The following is a 14,658-nucleotide window of genomic DNA, read 5'->3' as shown; positions in this document are numbered from 1 at the left end:
AGTTCGATGCTCGGGAGGAGTGCCGGTGACGCAGACGGCCACAGAGGTTTCGGTGGATTCGGCAGACGGGGATGTGTTGGCCCTCGCTCGCGAGCAGGTGCTTGAGGGTGGCGTGGGTCTTGACCAGGCGCAGGTGCTGGCAATCCTGCAGCTTCCCGACGAGCGACTCGAGGAGCTGCTGGCGCTGGCCCACGACGTCCGGATGAAGTGGTGTGGTCCCGAGGTCGAGGTCGAGGGCATCATCAGCCTCAAGACCGGCGGCTGTCCCGAGGACTGCCACTTCTGCTCGCAGTCGGGACTTTTCGCCTCCCCGGTGCGCAGCGCCTGGCTCGACATCCCGAGCCTGGTGGAGGCCGCCAAGCAGACCGCGAAGTCCGGTGCCACCGAGTTCTGCATCGTCGCCGCCGTCCGCGGGCCAGACGAACGGCTGCTGGCCCAGGTTGCCGCGGGTATCGAGGCCATCCGCAACGAGGTCGACATTCAGATCGCGTGCTCGCTGGGCATGCTGACCCAGGAGCAGGTGGACCGCCTCGCCGCGATGGGCGTGCACCGCTACAACCACAATCTGGAGACCGCCGAGTCGTACTTCCCCAACGTCGTCACCACCCATACGTGGGAGGAGCGCTGGGGGACCCTCGAGATGGTCCGCGAGGCAGGCATGGAGGTCTGCTGCGGCGGCATCCTCGGCATGGGCGAGACGCTGGAACAGCGCGCGGAGTTCGCGGCGAACCTGGCGAAGCTCGATCCGCACGAGGTGCCGTTGAACTTCCTCAACCCGCGCCCGGGCACGCCGTTCGGCGACCTCGAGGTGCTGCCCGCCGCTGAGGCGCTCAAGGCCGTGGCCGCGTTCCGGTTGGCGCTGCCACGCACGATGCTCCGCTTCGCCGGTGGTCGCGAGATCACGCTCGGCGACCTGGGTGCCAAGCAGGGCATCCTCGGCGGCATCAACGCAGTCATCGTCGGCAACTACCTGACCACCCTCGGCCGTCCCGCCGAGTCGGACCTGGAGCTGCTCAACGATCTGCAGATGCCGATCAAGGCGCTCAACGCCACCATCTAGCCGCCAGCAACCAGCGATGTCGCAGAAGTTCAACGTCTACACCGGCGAACCCGAGGGCTCGCCAGGTGCCCAGGCCGTTTCCACCGCGGCGCGGCTCGGGCTCGAACCGCCCCGGTTCTGTGCGGAGTGCGGGCGCCGGATGATCGTGCAGGTGCGTCCCGACGGTTGGTCGGCCAGGTGCTCCCGGCATGGCGAACTGGACTCCGTCGATTTCGAGGAACGGCGATGAGTCAGGTGACCGAGGACACCGTGGCACGACCGGAACCGGTTGAGCCGCCCCGTGTCTCACACCGGCGCGCCGCGCTCATCGTGGTCGCGTCTCTGGCGGGGGCAGGCGTTCTCGTCGGCGCGCTGTGGGCCTGGCTCGCGCCGCCGATCGGCGTGGTCGTCGGACTCACCCGAGGCGGCGAACGGGTTCGCGGCTACGTGGGCAACGAGGCCGACCACCTGTTCCTCGCGGCGTTCCTGGTGCCGGGATTCCTCACCGTCGTCGCCGTGATCGCAGCCGTCCTGGTGTGGCGGTGGCGAGCCCATCGCGGGCCGCTGATGGCAGGTGCCCTCGCCGTCGGATCAATGTTGGCAGCAGGCTTGGCGGCCGGGGTCGGGGCGGGTTTGGCGCGGCTGCGCTATGGCGTCGTCGACATCGCGTCGGCGCCCGTGTCCCCGGAGCATCGCGTGCACTACGCGGTCGAGGCAGGCTCGGTGTTCTTCGGGCACTCGCCCCTGCAGATCGCTGCGACCATCGTGTTCCCAGCCGGAGTCGCGGCGTTGGTCTACGCGCTATGCACGCTGGCGACCCCGCGCGACGATCTCGGTGCATGGCCGCCGGCCGAACCCATCGTCCTGCGTTACCCGTACGCTCCGGCCACCGATCCAGTGCAGGTCACTGATCCAGTGCAGACAGGGGCCGACGTTCCACCCGTTGACCCGTCATCACCTTCGCGCTGATCAACCCCAGCCGGAGCATGCCCCGGTAGGTCGACGGATTGAGCAGCGTCGGCCACTTCGTCCGCAGTCGGTGTGCCGACGACGGGCGTCCGGCGAACCGGTCGCGCAGCCAGCGCAAGGTCATCGGCGCGGACATCGGATGTAGCAGCAGGTGCTCGCTGAACATGTCGCGGTGGTAGGTGACGTCGGTGCCGCCGGCGATGTACGCGTCGGCGAGTTCGTCGATACAGGCCACCGAGATCAACTCGTCGTGCACGGCCTGCACGATCAGGACCGGAATGCTGGGCGCCCTGGTGCCCAGCTTGATGCTGTCGAACACGTGCCGCACCTCGGGTGTGGCCAGGATGCGCTCGAGTGGCCAGTCGACCATGTCGTCCATGTCCTTGCGGATGAGCCGCAGCACCGCGCCCGCAGTCGTCATCGACTCGATGCTCTCGAGCATCACCTTGCCCTCGGGCGTGGCGCGCTCGGCGATGATGCGGTCGAGGTCTGGATAGACGTGCGACAACGCAGCGACGACGAGCGCCGGGAGTCCGGAGAAGACCGTGCCGTTGAGTCGGCGGAAGGTTTGACCCAGATCGCCGACGGGCGATCCGAGGACGGCGCCGACGACGTTGAGCTCGGGCGCATACTCGTCGAGCACCTCGGCCGCCCATGCGGTCGCCAGACCTCCGCCGGAGTACCCCCAGAGCCCGACAGGCGCCTCGGCGGACAATTTTTCCGGTGCGTAGCTCAGTGCCGCGCGCAAACCGTCGAGCACGTGATAGCCGGGCTCATAGGGTGCGCCCCAGCTGCCGCGGGTGCCCTCGTGATCGGGAATCGACACCGCCCAGCCCTCGGCCAGTGCGGCGGCGACCAGGAGGAACTCGAACTGCGCCACGGCGCCGACGGCCTTCGCGCCTCGTCGTAGCGCATACGACGGGAAGCAGCGCGACGCGACGGCGTCGATCGCGCACTGGTAGGACACGATGGGGCACGGCCGCTCAGGCGTGCGCTCGGCCGGCGCCACGACCGTGGTGACGGCCGCCTGCGGCTCTCCGTTGAGGTCGGTGCTGCGGTAGAGCAGTTGGGTCGCGCTGACGGGCTGGGGTATCCGGCCGAGGAAGGCGAGTTCGACGTCACGCGATCGCAGCACGGTGCCGGGGCGGGCATGTTCGAAGCCTGCGGGCGGTGTGTAGAACGGGTCGTCTGACGGAAGTATCGGACGGCCCGGTCGCGACTGCAGGTCCTCGTGGGGTGCAGTGCCGATCCACTCGGCATCACCGGTCGACTGGGCCGCGCTGCCGATGTCCATCCGGCCATCCTCTCTTAGTGGTCTCTTAAAATCCAATACATTGGTCGTTCTCGCGGCGCTGCATCTACGTCGGCGGGCGCAGTGCGGCGAACTCGTCGGTGACGCGGTACTGCGACTCGGTGAAGCGGTAGAGCGCCGCGGGACGTCCGCCGCTGCGGCCCGAACGGGCGGTGGTGCCTGTCGGCGTGATGACGCCGCGGCGGACCAGCACGCGTTGCAGGTTGGTGGCGTCGACCTGGTAGCCGAGCGCCGCGCTGTAGACATCCCGCAGGGTGGACACCACGAATTCCTTTGGTGCCAGGGCGAATCCGATGTTGGTGTACGAGAGCTTGGCGACCAGGCGGGTATGGGCGTTGGTGATCATCGTGCGATGGTCGAACGCCATGGGGGGCAGGGCGTCCACCGAATGCCAGCGAGTGTCGGGCGGCAGTTCGGGAGTGGCTGGCGATGGCACCAGGCCCAGGAAGGTCGATGCGATGGTGCGTACGCCCGGCACTCGGCGGGGGTCGGAGAACACCGCGAGCTGCTCCAGATGGGTCACCTGGCGCAGGTCCACCTTCTCGGCGAGTTGACGCCGAACTGAACTCACCATGTCCTCGTCATGTCGCAGCTGCCCGCCGGGCAGCGACCAGGCGCCACGCTCGGGGTCCATGGCCCTTTCCCACAGCAGGACGCTGAGCTGCGGAGTTCGCGTTTCCAGCTGGCGAACCTGGAAGACGACGGCAAGCACTTCGTGGGCAGTGCTAGTATCAAGCATGTTTTCGATCATAAGTCGAAAACCTCCGAGATCAAAAGGAGACGGCCATGACGGTGCTGGACCGCATGACTGCATCGCAGGGTGGGTGGACCGCCCAGATCACCAACGGACCCGCCGGATATGGCGGCGTGGAGCCCGATCAGGAGTGGGCCGCCGAGGTGCGAAGGCTCGCCAAGCTGCGCAATGCGACGCTGCTGGCGCACAACTATCAACTGCCTGCGATTCAGGACGTGGCCGATCACGTCGGCGACTCTCTTGCTCTGTCTCGTATAGCGGCGGAGGCGCAGGAGGAGACCATCGTCTTCTGCGGCGTGCACTTCATGGCCGAGACCGCCAAGATCCTCAGCCCGGCCAAGACGGTGCTGATTCCCGATCAGCGGGCCGGTTGCTCGCTGGCCGACTCGATCACCGCAGAGGACTTGCGGGCGTGGAAGGACGAGTACCCCGACGCCGTCGTCGTCTCGTACGTGAACACCACCGCCGCGGTGAAGGCGCTCACCGACATCTGCTGCACGTCGTCCAACGCCGTCGAGGTGGTGGCCTCCATTCCCGAGGACCGCGAGGTCCTGTTCTGCCCCGACCAGTTCCTCGGGGCTCACGTCAGGCGCGTCACGGGCCGCAAGAATCTGCACGTGTGGGCGGGCGAATGCCACGTCCACGCCGGCATCAACGGTGATGAACTCGCCGATCAGGCTCGCTCGCACCCCGATGCCGAACTGTTTGTGCACCCCGAATGCGGTTGCGCCACATCAGCTCTCTATCTCGCAGGCGAGGGGGCGGTCCCCGAGGACAGGGTGAAGATCCTGTCCACCGGCGGAATGCTCGACGCGGCGCGCCATACGCAGGCCAAGCAGGTCTTGGTCGCGACCGAGGTCGGCATGTTGCACCAGTTGCGCCGTGCCGCACCCGATGTCGAATTCCTGGCCGTCAACGACCGGGCGTCCTGCGGGTACATGAAGATGATCACACCGGCGGCGCTACTGCGGTGCGTGGCCGAGGGTGCCGACGAAGTTCACGTCGACATCGAGACCGCCCGGCTGGCTCGCGCCAGCGTGCAGCGCATGATTGAGATCGGGCAGCCCGGCGGCGGGGAATGACACCGGCGGGCAGGAGCGCAGCGACCAGGGGAATCGGCACGGCCGCGTGCGGTGGTGACGGGCAGATCGCCTGGCAGCAGCGCGCTGACGTCGTCGTCATCGGCACCGGCGTGGCCGGGCTCGCCGCCGCGTTGGCGGCGCACCGGCGCGGTCGCAGGGTGGTGGTGCTGAGCAAGGCCGGTGAGACCGCCACGTTCTACGCACAGGGCGGAATCGCCGTCGTGATACCCCGCACCGATGACTCCGTCGAGGCGCACGTCGCTGACACGCTGGCTGCGGGGGCAGGGCTGTGCGATCCGGCGGCGGTGACCTCCATAGTGTCCGACGGCTTCGCGGCGGTCTCCGAACTGGTCAGTGCCGGGGCACGATTCGACGAGACGGTGCCGGGCCAGTGGGCGCTCACCCGGGAGGGCGGTCACTCGCTGCGCAGGATCATCCATGCGGGTGGTGACGCGACCGGCGCCGAGGTGCAGCGCGCCCTTGATCGGGCCGCCGCAATGCTCGACATCCGACGCAATCACGTGGCGCTGCAGGTACTCCACGACGATGGCGCCGTGACCGGTGTGCTGGTGCACAACGCCGACGGAGTGGGTGTCATCCACGCGCCATCGGTGATCCTGGCCACCGGGGGTCTCGGTCATCTGTACTCGGCGACCACCAACCCCGATGGCTCCACCGGCGACGGCATTGCGCTGGCGCTGTGGGCCGGTGTCGCGGTCAGTGACCTCGAGTTCATCCAGTTCCACCCCACGATGCTGTTCGACGGTCACGCCGCGGGACGACGGCCCTTGATCACCGAGGCGCTGCGCGGTGAGGGTGCGGTGCTCGTCGACGCCCGCGGCGCGTCGATCACCGACGGGGTTCACCCGATGGGTGATCTGGCTCCCCGCGATGTCGTGGCCGCGGCCATCAACGTCCGTCTCATCGAGACCGGCGACCCGTGCGCCTATCTCGACGCCCGCGGGATTGACGATCTCGCGCGGCGGTTCCCCACGGTCACCGCGGCGTGCCAGGCCGCGGGAATCGACCCCACTGCGCAGCTGATCCCGGTGGTGCCGGGTGCTCACTACAGCTGCGGTGGCGTCGTCACCGACGTGCACGGCCGCACCGAAGTCGCCGGGCTGTTCGCCGCGGGCGAGGTGGCGCGCACCGGCATGCATGGAGCCAACCGGTTGGCGTCCAACAGCCTGCTCGAGGGCCTCGTGGTGGGCGGTCGCGCCGGAAGCGAAGCAGCCGAGCATTCCGCCACGGCCGCAACCGGCCGCCTGGCGCAGATCGAATCGCGAGATCGGATCACATTGCCCCGTAACGAACTCCAACACGCCATGAGCCGGCACGCGTCGGTCGAGCGCGACGCCGCGGGACTGCGGGAGCTGACCGCCGTGCTCGACTCGGCAACAGATCGGCCGTTGCGCAACCGCGCGTCGTTCGAGGACGCCGCGCTCACCGTCACCGCACGGGCCGTCACCGTCGCCGCGGCGGATCGCGCGGAATCCCGCGGTTGCCATCACCGGTCGGACCACCCCCGAATCGATCCGGCGGGCGCCGTCAGCACCACCGTGCGCTGGGTCTCGGGTCGCGTCACCGTGGCACATCCTGTGGCGGTGGGTTGCTGATGAGAATCTCGGACATCGAACGCGCCGAGGCTGTTTCAGCGATCGAACGCGCGCTCTCGGAAGACCTGCGCTACGGACCCGACGTGACCACGCTGGCAACCGTGCCCGCCGACGCGACCACCGTCGCGGCAATGGTCACGCGTGAACCGGGTGTCGCCGCAGGCGTCGACATCGCCCTGATGGTCCTCGACGAGGTGCTCGGCCGCGACTCCTACCGCTTGATCGAGCGGGTCGAGGATGGGACACGCCTGGACGCCGGCGGCGCCCTGCTACGTCTCGAGGCGTCGACGCAGGGCCTTCTGACCGCCGAGCGCACGATGCTCAACCTGGTGTGCCACCTCAGCGGGATAGCCACCGCGACGTCGCACTGGGTGGACGCCGTCGAGGGTACCCACGCCGTGATCCGCGACACCCGCAAGACGATGCCGGGCCTGCGCGTGCTGCAGAAGTACGCGGTGCGTGTCGGCGGCGGGGCGAATCACCGCATGGGCCTTGGCGATGCCGCGCTCATCAAGGACAACCACGTCGCCGCCGCGGGTGGTGTCGTCGCCGCGCTCAAGGCGGTGCGGCACGCCGCACCCGACCTGCCGTGCGAGGTGGAGGTCGACTCACTCGAGCAGCTCGACGAGATCCTCGGTGAGGACGTGCAACTCGTCCTGCTGGACAACTTCCCGGTGTGGCAGACGCAGATCGCCGTGCAACGACGCGACTCGCGGGCGCCGGGAACCAAGCTGGAGTCCTCGGGCGGTCTCTCACTGGAATCGGCCGCCGAGTACGCCGGCACCGGTGTCGACTACCTTGCTGTCGGTGCGCTCACTCACTCGGTGCGCGTCCTCGACGTGGGGTTGGACGTCTAGTGGGTTTGAACGTCTAGTCGGTTGCGGCTCTTTGTAATTCGCGCCTGACTTCGGTCGGCGTGCGCCCGGTGTGCTGGCGAAGAGTCCTGCTGAAATGCGCCTGGTCGGCGAAACCCTGTCCGGCGGCGATCTCGGCCAGCGTTGACTCGCCGCGCTCCAGGTGATCGAGGGCACGACCGATGCGGACCCGATTGCGATAGCGCGTCACCGACACCCCCATCTCCGCGGTGAACGCCCGGCTCACCCGGTACGGCGACGCCTCGAGCAGTGCGGCCAGCGGGAACAGACCGTCGGCGCACGGATGTGCGTCATGGATGGCGGCTCGCGCACGCTCGACCAAGCGCCGGTCCGCGGCTGAGGGCGTATCGCTGGCCGGGATCGGGCGATCCGTCGCCGCACGCAGCACCGAGGCGACCAGCCGCACCAGATCCTCGGCAAGCCGGTAGTTGGTGTCATTCCGGCCAGTGACGAGCAGACGCCGATGCGCCAGCTCGAGCCGTGCGTCCACGTACACCGCAGCGCGTCTCACCCGGCCCGGCTCGCCCGCGAGCTGCTCCCAGCTCTGTGGGCTGAGCTGCACCGATGTGCAGGTATCGCCGCCATGTGGATGCGCGAACTCCTCGGTTTCGCCTGGTTCCCCGAGATAGCCGACTGTCGAGTCGAGATCGATCGAACCCTTGGCGCCGCGGCGCTGGAAGTGACCCGACCGGACGAGCACCAGCCGTGCACCGGACGGACACTCGGGCTCCGACCAACCGGGTCCGTGACCCCGACAGGTCCATTGGGAGACGCTGAACTCGGGCCGGGCCGCGAGTGTCACCGCAGTCAACACAACCAGGACCCTAGCGGGGAGGTGTGACATCTCCGTGCGGATGACCGCAAGGATGTTCAAGACACCGGTGCCGTCGCTGACGACACTGGGGACATGGCATCCATTCGCATCGAATTCGACATCGCCGCCGACGCCGCGCACGTGTGGCAGGTGATCGGGGACTGGGCGGACGGCCCCGTGCGGATGGCACCGGGTTATGTCGTGTCGTCACGGGCCGCCGATGACGTTCGCGTCGTGACGTTCGCCGACGGCTTCGTGGCGCGTGAGCGCTTGGTCACCCGCGATGACGAGGCGCGCCGCATCGTCTACTCGTTGATCGGGGACACTGCGCCCGAGCACGACAACGCGGTGATGCGGGTCGTGCCCGATGGTCCGGGGCGCTGCCGGCTGCACTGGTCGCGCGATGTGCTCCCGGACGCGGCCGCGCAACAGTTAAGTGCGGCCATGAACGAGGCCGCCCCGTTCATCAAACGTGCGTTGGAGTCGGCAGGAGGCTCCTGAGGACGGCGCCTATGCCGTCGCGCCGCGGCGCACCAGCGACAGCACCACCGCGGCGGTGGCGAACAAACCGGAGAACACCCGGTTGACGATGGTCTGCTGGCGCGGGGTGTGCAGCCAGTGCAGCAGGCGCACGGCCAGCCCGGTGTAGAGGCCCATCACGACCACGTCGACGGCGACCATGGTCACGCCGATCGCCAGGTACTGCGGCACTAGCGGCGCGGTGGGCACCACGAACTGCGGCAGAACCGCGAGGAAGAACACCAGGCCCTTGGGGTTGGTCGCGTTGACCAGGAAGCCTCGCAGCACCAGCGCGGCCCGGCCGCCTTCCGTGGCCGCCCCGACCTGCTCGCGGAGGTCGCGCGTCGCCGTCCGCCACTGCCGGACCGCGAGGTAGATGAGGTAGGCGACGCCGATCCACTTGACGACGTTGAACGCCACGATCGAGCTGGTGACCAGCGCGCCGAGACCCAGGGCGACGAGCAGCAGCTGCAGCATCAGCCCGATCTCGAGGCCCAGGATGCTCCAGTAGCCGCGTCGGACACCGTGGGTCAGCCCGGTCGCCATCGACTGGATCGCGCCGGCACCGGGGGAGACCGCTATTAGGACGGCCGCGCCGATGAACGCCAGCCAGATCTCCCATGCCATGTCCGAGAGTGTCTCAGCTGGTGACCGGCAGGCTCAACCGAGTATCGGTTGTCAGGCGATGTCGGCGACGAACGTGCCCTGACGCTTCGCCAGCATCTGCGCCATCCGGGGCAGCGTGGGGTCCACCGTGCCCGCGGGAAGCACGCGGGGGTTCACCAGATGCAGGTCCTTGCGCCCGACGTGGATGTCGGCCTCGCCTGCCGCGAGCACGTTCTTGACCCAGTTGGTCTTGCCGTGGACCAACCCGATCGCCAGCACGCTGCCCTTTCGGTAGGCGGTGACAATGGTCTCGTAGTCCGTGCCCGACGTTCGGCCGCGGTGCTTGATCACCGCGACTCCGGGCATGCGCTTCGACAACGGCCGGAGCAGCGGGTTCAAGTACTTGATCTGCGCACGTTCCAGCCACACCGGAATCAGCATCGGCACGCCTGGTGCGTTGTTCGGGTGGTCCTGTCGTGACGATGAGGTGGACATGGCGGCTCCCGTATTCGATTTGTACTGCTCTGGGACAATAGCCATCGTGGAGGCCAAACGTGGAGGTTAACGTGCCCGACCCGGCTGTGCTCATGTCCCGTATCGATCTGCGGGGCCAGCACCTGTCGACCGCTGGTCTGCGCGCCGTGCTGCCGCGCGGTGGCGTCGACGTCGACGCGGTGGTCCCGACGGTCCGTCCGATCGTCGACGCGATCGTTGCCCGGGGTGCCGAGGCGGCCCTGGAGTACGGCGAGCGATTCGACGGTGTGCGCCCCGAAACCGTGCGTGTCCCGGCCGCCCGCCTCGCCGCCGCGCTGGCCGATCTCGACCCCGAGGTCCGCGCCGCGCTGGAGGTCGCGATACATCGCACCCGTGCCGTGCACGCCGATCAGCGGCGCACCGACACCACGACGACGCTGGCCCCCGGTGCCACGGTCACCGAACGCTGGGTGCCCGTCGAGCGGGTGGGTCTCTACGTGCCGGGCGGCAACGCCGTGTACCCGTCGAGCGTCATCATGAACGTCGTGCCCGCGCAGACCGCCGGGGTGGACTCCCTGGTGATCGCCAGCCCACCGCAGGCGGAGTTCGGGGGCATTCCGCACCCGACAATCCTGGCCGCCGCGGCGCTGCTCGGGGTCGAGGAGGTGTGGGCGGTCGGCGGTGCGCAGGCCGTCGCGCTGCTCGCGTACGGCGGCACCGACACCGACGGCACAGAACTCGCGCCCGTCGACATGATCACCGGGCCCGGCAACATCTACGTGACCGCGGCGAAGCGGATCTGTCGCTCGCAGGTGGGCATCGACGCTGAGGCGGGGCCCACCGAGATCGCGATCCTCGCCGACCACACGGCCGATCCGGTGCACGTCGCCGCCGATCTCATCAGCCAGGCCGAGCACGACGAGATGGCGGCATCGGTTCTCGTCACGACAAGCACCGCACTCGCCGACGCAACCGACCGCGAGGTGGCCGCGCAGGTGGCGACGACGACGCACCGCGAACGCGTCACCGCGGCGCTGTCCGGCAAGCAGTCGGCCATCGTGCTGGTCGACGACCTCGACGCCGGGATCGCGACGGTCAACGCGTACGCCGCCGAGCACCTCGAGATTCAGACCGTCGACGCTTCTGCTGTTGCCGGTCGGATCCGTTCTGCCGGTGCAATATTCGTCGGACCATGGTCGCCGGTCAGTCTCGGCGACTACTGCGCCGGCTCGAACCACGTACTGCCGACTGCCGGCTGCGCCCGGCACTCCAGCGGGCTATCGGTACAGACCTTCCTGCGTGGCATCCACGTCGTGGACTACACCGAGGCCGCGCTGAAGGACGTGTCCGGACCCGTCATCACGCTGGCCAAGGCCGAGAACCTGCCCGCGCACGGTGAGGCCGTCCGGCGGAGGTTCGAGAGATGAGCGCTTGCGCGAAGAGCAGAGTGAACCGATGAGCGGCGAGAGGATCACGCTCGACGATCTGCCGTTGCGGGACAACCTGCGCGGCAAGTCGCCCTACGGTGCACCACAACTGGCAGTGCCGATCCGGCTCAACACGAACGAGAACCCGCACCCGCCGACCCAAGCCCTCATCGACGACGTCGCCGCCTCGGTGCGCGATGCCGCCGCCGAGTTGCACCGCTACCCGGACCGTGACGCGGTCCTGTTGCGTGCCGACCTCGCGGCGTACTTGACGGCGCAGATCGGCGTACCGGTGGTCACCGAAAACGTCTGGGCGGCAAACGGTTCCAATGAGATCCTTCAGCAGCTGCTGCAGGCCTTCGGAGGGCCGGGCCGCAGTGCCATCGGGTTCGTGCCGTCCTACTCGATGCACCCGATCATCTCCGACGGGACGCAGACCGAGTGGCTGGAGACCAGCCGCGCGGAGGACTTCGGCCTCGACGTCGAGGCCGCCGTGTCGGCGATCTCCGACCGCCGCCCCGATGTGGTGTTCCTGGCCAGCCCGAACAACCCGTCCGGGCAGAGCGTGTCACTCGAGGAGCTTCGACGGCTGCTCGATGTCGCGCCGGGCGTGGTGATTGTCGACGAGGCGTATGGCGAGTTCTCGTCGCAGCCCAGCGCCGTGCATCTGCTGGCCGACTACCCGGCGAAGCTCATCGTCACGCGCACGATGAGCAAGGCGTTCGCGTTCGCGGGCGGTCGCCTTGGCTACCTGGTCGCCGACCCCGCGGTCATCGACGCGCTGCTGCTGGTGCGGTTGCCCTACCACCTGTCCTCGGTCACGCAGGCCGCCGCACGCGCGGCACTGCGGCACGCCGACGACACGCTGGGGAGCGTCGCCACCCTCATCGCCGAGCGCAACCGCGTGTCGGAGGCGTTGACGCGCATGGGATTCCGGGTGATTCCCAGTGACGCGAACTTCGTGCTGTTCGGCGAGTTCGCCGACGCCGCCGCGACGTGGCAGCGCTACCTGGATGCCGGTGTGCTCATCCGCGACGTCGGCATCCCCGGGTTCCTGCGTGCCACCACAGGTCTGGCCGACGAGAACGACGTGCTGCTCGAGACCAGCGCGCCCCTGGCCGAAACCGAACTCACTCGGCCGATTCCGAGTGTCCCCGCGAACCTCCGAGGAGCATCGTGACCCGTCACGCCCGTGTCGAACGCAAGACCAGGGAATCCGACATCGTCGTCGAGCTCGAACTCGACGGCACCGGACAGACCGACATCAGCACCGGTGTGCCGTTCTACGACCACATGTTGACGTCGCTGGGCAGCCACGCGAGCTTCGACCTAACGGTGCGGGCCGTCGGGGACGTCGACATCGAGGGCCACCACACCATCGAGGACACCGCCATCGTGCTCGGCCAGGCGCTCGGGCAGGCACTGGGGGACAAGAAGGGCATTCGTCGGTTCGGCGATGCCTTCATCCCGATGGACGAGACGCTCGCGCACGCTGCGGTCGACGTGTCCGGGCGGCCCTACTGCGTCCACACCGGCGAGCCGGATCACATGCTGCACAACACGATTGCCGGCAGCTCGGTGCCATACCACACTGTCATCAATCGCCACGTCTTCGAGACGCTGGCGATGAACGCGCGCATCGCACTGCACGTCCGCACGCTGTACGGCCGGGATCCGCACCACATCACCGAGGCCCAGTACAAGGCGGTCGCACGCGCGCTGCGCCAGGCCGTCGAGTTCGATCCGCGGGTCTCGGGTGTGCCGTCCACCAAGGGCAGTCTGTGACCAAGAGATCTGTGGTGGTGCTGGACTACGGGTCGGGCAACCTCCGCTCGGCCCAGCGCGCCCTGGAGCGGGTCGGAGCCGACGTCGAGGTCACGGCCGATCCGGCCGCCGCAGCGGCAGCCGACGGCCTCGTGGTGCCCGGCGTCGGCGCGTACGAGGCGTGCATGACCGGATTGCGCGCGGTCGGGGGAGACGACATCATCGCCGACCGCCTGGCCAACGACCGGCCGGTCCTTGGTGTGTGCGTGGGCATGCAGATCCTGTTCGCCCGCGGCGTCGAGTTCGGCGTCGAGTCGGTGGGCTGCGGTCGGTGGCCCGGATCGGTCGTGCGCCTCGACGCGCCGGTGGTTCCGCACATGGGCTGGAATGTGGTGGAGCCGCCCGAGACGACCCGACTGTTCGCCGGAATCGACCCCGCTACCAGGTTCTACTTCGTGCACTCCTACGCCGCGCAGGCCTGGGAGGGCGACCCGGCGGCCAAGCTGACCTGGGCGACACATCACGTGCCGTTCCTGGCCGCGGTGGAGGACGGCCCGCTGTGGGCCACGCAGTTCCATCCGGAGAAGAGCGGTGATGCCGGAGCGGCCCTGCTGACCAATTGGCTCAAGGAACTAGGGTGATCTGACGTGCCTGTAAAGACTCCACTCATTCTGCTGCCCGCCGTCGACGTCGTGGACGGAAAGGCCGTCCGCCTCGTCCAGGGTCAGGCCGGTAGCGAGACCGACTACGGCTCCGCACTCGACGCCGCCCTTGGCTGGCAGCGCGACGGGGCCGAATGGATCCACCTCGTCGACCTCGACGCCGCCTTCGGTCGCGGGTCGAACCGCGAACTTCTCGCCGACGTGATCGGCAAGCTGGATGTCGCCGTGGAACTCTCCGGTGGCATCCGCGACGACGAGTCGCTGGACGCAGCGCTGGCCACCGGCTGCGCCAGGATCAACCTCGGCACGGCCGCCCTCGAGAATCCGCAGTGGTGCGCCCGGGTGATCGCCGAACACGGTGAGAAGGTCGCCGTCGGCCTCGACGTCAAGCTCGACCCCGCAGCGCCCGAGGGCGGCTACCGGCTTCGCGGACGTGGCTGGGAGACCGACGGCGGAGATCTGTGGGAGGTGCTGGAACGCCTTGACCGCGAGGGCTGCTCGCGCTTCGTCGTCACCGACGTGACCAAGGACGGCACCCTCAACGGGCCCAACCTCGAACTGCTGGCAGGTGTCGCCGAGCGCACCGGCGTGCCCGTCATCGCCTCCGGTGGCGTGTCGAGCATCGAGGATCTGGAGGCGATCGCCACGCTCACCGACCGTGGTGTTGAGGGCGCCATCGTCGGCAAGGCGCTGTACGCCGGTCGGTTCACATTGCCGCAGGCGCTATCCGCGGTCAGTCGGTAGG

At 68.6% G+C, this 14,658-nt stretch carries 17 protein-coding genes; 12 read left to right on the top strand and 5 right to left on the bottom strand.

All coding sequences use genetic code 11. The features are described 5' to 3' along the window. Window positions 1-25 precede the first annotated feature (25 nt). From bioB to ACZY0X_RS25090, 3 genes are read left to right on the top strand one after another with little or no spacing between them, the layout of a single operon-like run. The gene (gene bioB, locus ACZY0X_RS25100; RefSeq protein ID WP_463774284.1) at window positions 26-1,060 is read left to right on the top strand and encodes a biotin synthase BioB; all 1,035 of its coding nucleotides are present in this window, start codon (window positions 26-28) and stop codon (window positions 1,058-1,060) included. Between the two features lie 16 nt (window positions 1,061-1,076). Further along, window positions 1,077-1,289, top strand: coding sequence for a biotin synthase auxiliary protein BsaP (gene bsaP, locus ACZY0X_RS25095; protein ID WP_463774282.1), 213 nt, complete (start codon window positions 1,077-1,079; stop codon window positions 1,287-1,289). Then, window positions 1,286-2,008, top strand: a complete 723-nt coding sequence (locus ACZY0X_RS25090; RefSeq protein ID WP_463774281.1) for a DUF2567 domain-containing protein — start codon at window positions 1,286-1,288, stop codon at window positions 2,006-2,008. The genes bsaP and ACZY0X_RS25090 overlap by 4 nt, the downstream gene beginning before the upstream one ends. On the opposite strand, the gene ACZY0X_RS25085 is transcribed toward ACZY0X_RS25090, so the two are convergent. Both ACZY0X_RS25085 and ACZY0X_RS25080 read right to left on the bottom strand, forming a co-directional pair. Further along, on the bottom strand, window positions 1,944-3,302 hold the full coding sequence (locus tag ACZY0X_RS25085; RefSeq protein ID WP_463774280.1) for a lipase family protein: 1,359 nt from the start codon (window positions 3,300-3,302) through the stop codon (window positions 1,944-1,946). The two genes, ACZY0X_RS25090 and ACZY0X_RS25085, sit on opposite strands and share 65 nt — an antisense overlap. A gap of 64 nt (window positions 3,303-3,366) precedes the next feature. Then, window positions 3,367-4,059: an NUDIX hydrolase gene (locus tag ACZY0X_RS25080; protein WP_463774278.1), complete on the bottom strand. Its 693-nt coding sequence runs from the start codon at window positions 4,057-4,059 to the stop codon at window positions 3,367-3,369. A 47-nt stretch (window positions 4,060-4,106) separates the two neighbouring features. Between ACZY0X_RS25080 and nadA the strand changes: the two genes are divergently transcribed. Genes nadA through nadC form a run of 3 tightly spaced genes read left to right on the top strand, consistent with a single transcriptional unit; the run spans window position 4,107 to window position 7,629 of the window. Beyond that, the gene (nadA, locus tag ACZY0X_RS25075; RefSeq protein WP_463774277.1) at window positions 4,107-5,156 is read left to right on the top strand and encodes a quinolinate synthase NadA; all 1,050 of its coding nucleotides are present in this window, start codon (window positions 4,107-4,109) and stop codon (window positions 5,154-5,156) included. Beyond that, the gene (locus tag ACZY0X_RS25070; protein WP_463774276.1) at window positions 5,153-6,772 is read left to right on the top strand and encodes an L-aspartate oxidase; all 1,620 of its coding nucleotides are present in this window, start codon (window positions 5,153-5,155) and stop codon (window positions 6,770-6,772) included. Before nadA ends, ACZY0X_RS25070 begins: the two co-directional genes overlap by 4 nt. Next, window positions 6,772-7,629, top strand: coding sequence for a carboxylating nicotinate-nucleotide diphosphorylase (nadC, locus tag ACZY0X_RS25065; RefSeq protein ID WP_463774275.1), 858 nt, complete (start codon window positions 6,772-6,774; stop codon window positions 7,627-7,629). The genes ACZY0X_RS25070 and nadC overlap by 1 nt, the downstream gene beginning before the upstream one ends. A 13-nt stretch (window positions 7,630-7,642) precedes the next feature. Here the strand turns inward: nadC and ACZY0X_RS25060 are convergent, their stop codons facing one another. Beyond that, window positions 7,643-8,461, bottom strand: coding sequence for an AraC family transcriptional regulator (locus ACZY0X_RS25060; RefSeq protein WP_463774274.1), 819 nt, complete (start codon window positions 8,459-8,461; stop codon window positions 7,643-7,645). A gap of 93 nt (window positions 8,462-8,554) precedes the next feature. Between ACZY0X_RS25060 and ACZY0X_RS25055 the strand changes: the two genes are divergently transcribed. Next, window positions 8,555-8,962: an SRPBCC family protein gene (locus ACZY0X_RS25055; protein ID WP_463774272.1), complete on the top strand. Its 408-nt coding sequence runs from the start codon at window positions 8,555-8,557 to the stop codon at window positions 8,960-8,962. 9 nt (window positions 8,963-8,971) lie between these two features. On the opposite strand, the gene ACZY0X_RS25050 is transcribed toward ACZY0X_RS25055, so the two are convergent. Both ACZY0X_RS25050 and ACZY0X_RS25045 read right to left on the bottom strand, forming a co-directional pair. After that, window positions 8,972-9,607, bottom strand: coding sequence for a LysE family transporter (locus ACZY0X_RS25050; protein WP_354525492.1), 636 nt, complete (start codon window positions 9,605-9,607; stop codon window positions 8,972-8,974). A gap of 51 nt (window positions 9,608-9,658) precedes the next feature. Next, a complete protein-coding gene (locus tag ACZY0X_RS25045) occupies window positions 9,659-10,081 on the bottom strand; it encodes a nitroreductase family deazaflavin-dependent oxidoreductase (RefSeq protein WP_354525491.1) in 423 nt (140 codons plus the stop codon). A 92-nt stretch (window positions 10,082-10,173) separates the two neighbouring features. On the opposite strand from ACZY0X_RS25045, the gene hisD reads away from it, so the two are divergent. Genes hisD through priA form a run of 5 tightly spaced genes read left to right on the top strand, consistent with a single transcriptional unit; the run spans window position 10,174 to window position 14,657 of the window. After that, a complete protein-coding gene (gene hisD, locus ACZY0X_RS25040) occupies window positions 10,174-11,487 on the top strand; it encodes a histidinol dehydrogenase (RefSeq protein ID WP_463774578.1) in 1,314 nt (437 codons plus the stop codon). Between the two features lie 28 nt (window positions 11,488-11,515). Next, complete coding sequence (locus ACZY0X_RS25035; protein WP_463774271.1) at window positions 11,516-12,667, top strand: histidinol-phosphate transaminase; 1,152 nt, start codon at window positions 11,516-11,518, stop codon at window positions 12,665-12,667. Beyond that, window positions 12,664-13,272, top strand: coding sequence for an imidazoleglycerol-phosphate dehydratase HisB (gene hisB / locus ACZY0X_RS25030; RefSeq protein WP_463774269.1), 609 nt, complete (start codon window positions 12,664-12,666; stop codon window positions 13,270-13,272). The genes ACZY0X_RS25035 and hisB overlap by 4 nt, the downstream gene beginning before the upstream one ends. Then, the gene (gene hisH / locus ACZY0X_RS25025) at window positions 13,269-13,892 is read left to right on the top strand and encodes an imidazole glycerol phosphate synthase subunit HisH (protein WP_463774268.1); all 624 of its coding nucleotides are present in this window, start codon (window positions 13,269-13,271) and stop codon (window positions 13,890-13,892) included. Before hisB ends, hisH begins: the two co-directional genes overlap by 4 nt. Before the next feature lie 6 nt (window positions 13,893-13,898). Then, window positions 13,899-14,657 carry a bifunctional 1-(5-phosphoribosyl)-5-((5-phosphoribosylamino)methylideneamino)imidazole-4-carboxamide isomerase/phosphoribosylanthranilate isomerase PriA gene (gene priA, locus ACZY0X_RS25020; protein ID WP_241404914.1) on the top strand — a complete coding sequence of 253 codons (759 nt, stop codon included), beginning with the start codon at window positions 13,899-13,901 and terminating at the stop codon, window positions 14,655-14,657. Window position 14,658: the final 1 nt, after the last annotated feature.

Source organism: Mycobacterium sp. IDUB_39 (assembly GCF_055419205.1).
Note: the sequence above shows the minus strand (reverse complement) of the source record. Positions and strands in the feature narration are given on the sequence as shown.

Coding starts and splice junctions, on each gene's coding strand:
- bsaP (WP_463774282.1), top strand. CDS start 1,077: ATGTCGCAGAAGTTCAACGTCTACACCGGCGAACCCGAGGGCTCGCCA.
- ACZY0X_RS25090 (WP_463774281.1), top strand. CDS start 1,286: ATGAGTCAGGTGACCGAGGACACCGTGGCACGACCGGAACCGGTTGAG.
- ACZY0X_RS25085 (WP_463774280.1), bottom strand. CDS start 3,302: ATGGACATCGGCAGCGCGGCCCAGTCGACCGGTGATGCCGAGTGGATC.
- ACZY0X_RS25080 (WP_463774278.1), bottom strand. CDS start 4,059: ATGCTTGATACTAGCACTGCCCACGAAGTGCTTGCCGTCGTCTTCCAG.
- nadA (WP_463774277.1), top strand. CDS start 4,107: ATGACGGTGCTGGACCGCATGACTGCATCGCAGGGTGGGTGGACCGCC.
- ACZY0X_RS25070 (WP_463774276.1), top strand. CDS start 5,153: ATGACACCGGCGGGCAGGAGCGCAGCGACCAGGGGAATCGGCACGGCC.
- nadC (WP_463774275.1), top strand. CDS start 6,772: ATGAGAATCTCGGACATCGAACGCGCCGAGGCTGTTTCAGCGATCGAA.
- ACZY0X_RS25055 (WP_463774272.1), top strand. CDS start 8,555: ATGGCATCCATTCGCATCGAATTCGACATCGCCGCCGACGCCGCGCAC.
- ACZY0X_RS25050 (WP_354525492.1), bottom strand. CDS start 9,607: ATGGCATGGGAGATCTGGCTGGCGTTCATCGGCGCGGCCGTCCTAATA.
- ACZY0X_RS25045 (WP_354525491.1), bottom strand. CDS start 10,081: ATGTCCACCTCATCGTCACGACAGGACCACCCGAACAACGCACCAGGC.
- hisD (WP_463774578.1), top strand. CDS start 10,174: ATGTCCCGTATCGATCTGCGGGGCCAGCACCTGTCGACCGCTGGTCTG.
- ACZY0X_RS25035 (WP_463774271.1), top strand. CDS start 11,516: ATGAGCGGCGAGAGGATCACGCTCGACGATCTGCCGTTGCGGGACAAC.